1 protein-coding gene is annotated in these 594 nt (G+C 42.8%); it reads left to right on the top strand.

The window, feature by feature from the left end; genetic code table 11:
* Positions 1-16: 16 nt before the first annotated feature.
* A partial coding sequence (locus tag AACS92_RS03030) for an IS982 family transposase (RefSeq protein ID WP_099112041.1) occupies positions 17-594 on the top strand: 578 nt, incomplete at its 3' end.

The raw sequence follows: 594 nt of genomic DNA, 5'->3' as shown, positions 1-594 counted from the left end.
GTGGAGATCCTCAGGCATGTATAATTTAGAAGAACTTTACTGCTGCGTCGATGACTTTTGTCAAAAATTTATCCCTCTCTGGCATCAACAACTCATTGAAAACGGATTACGTAAACGACACCGCGAAGCGTCCCTTGCTCTCAGCGAAATCATGATGATCCTCATTTTATTCCATATGAGCCATTATCGTGATTTTAAAACGTTTTATAATGAACATGTAAAACAATACCTTATCCACGACTTTCCCGGATTAGTCAGTTATACCCGTATGCTTACCCTGAAGAAAAGGACGCTTATCCCTTTATGCGCTTTTCTGTCGTCACGTAAGGTAACAACTCAAGGGATCGCTTTTATTGATTCCACCCAAATTGCCGTTTGTCATAACCTTCGTATTCCCCGTCATCGGGTATTTGAGGGCATGGCACAACGAGGAAAAACCAGTACCGGCTGGTTTTATGGCTTTAAACTTCATTTGGTTATCGATGATTGCGGCGAATTGTTAGCCGTGAAACTCACCGCAGGAAACACGGATGATCGCCAGCCAGTCAAAGCGCTGACAAAAGGATTAACAGGCTGTTTGTATGGTGATAAAGG

It is taken from the genome of Xenorhabdus sp. KJ12.1, assembly GCF_963876495.1.
Classification (GTDB): Bacteria; Pseudomonadota; Gammaproteobacteria; order Enterobacterales; family Enterobacteriaceae; genus Xenorhabdus; species Xenorhabdus stockiae.
The sequence above is the reverse complement of the archived record's forward strand: the minus strand, read 5'-3'. Positions and strand labels throughout refer to the sequence as shown.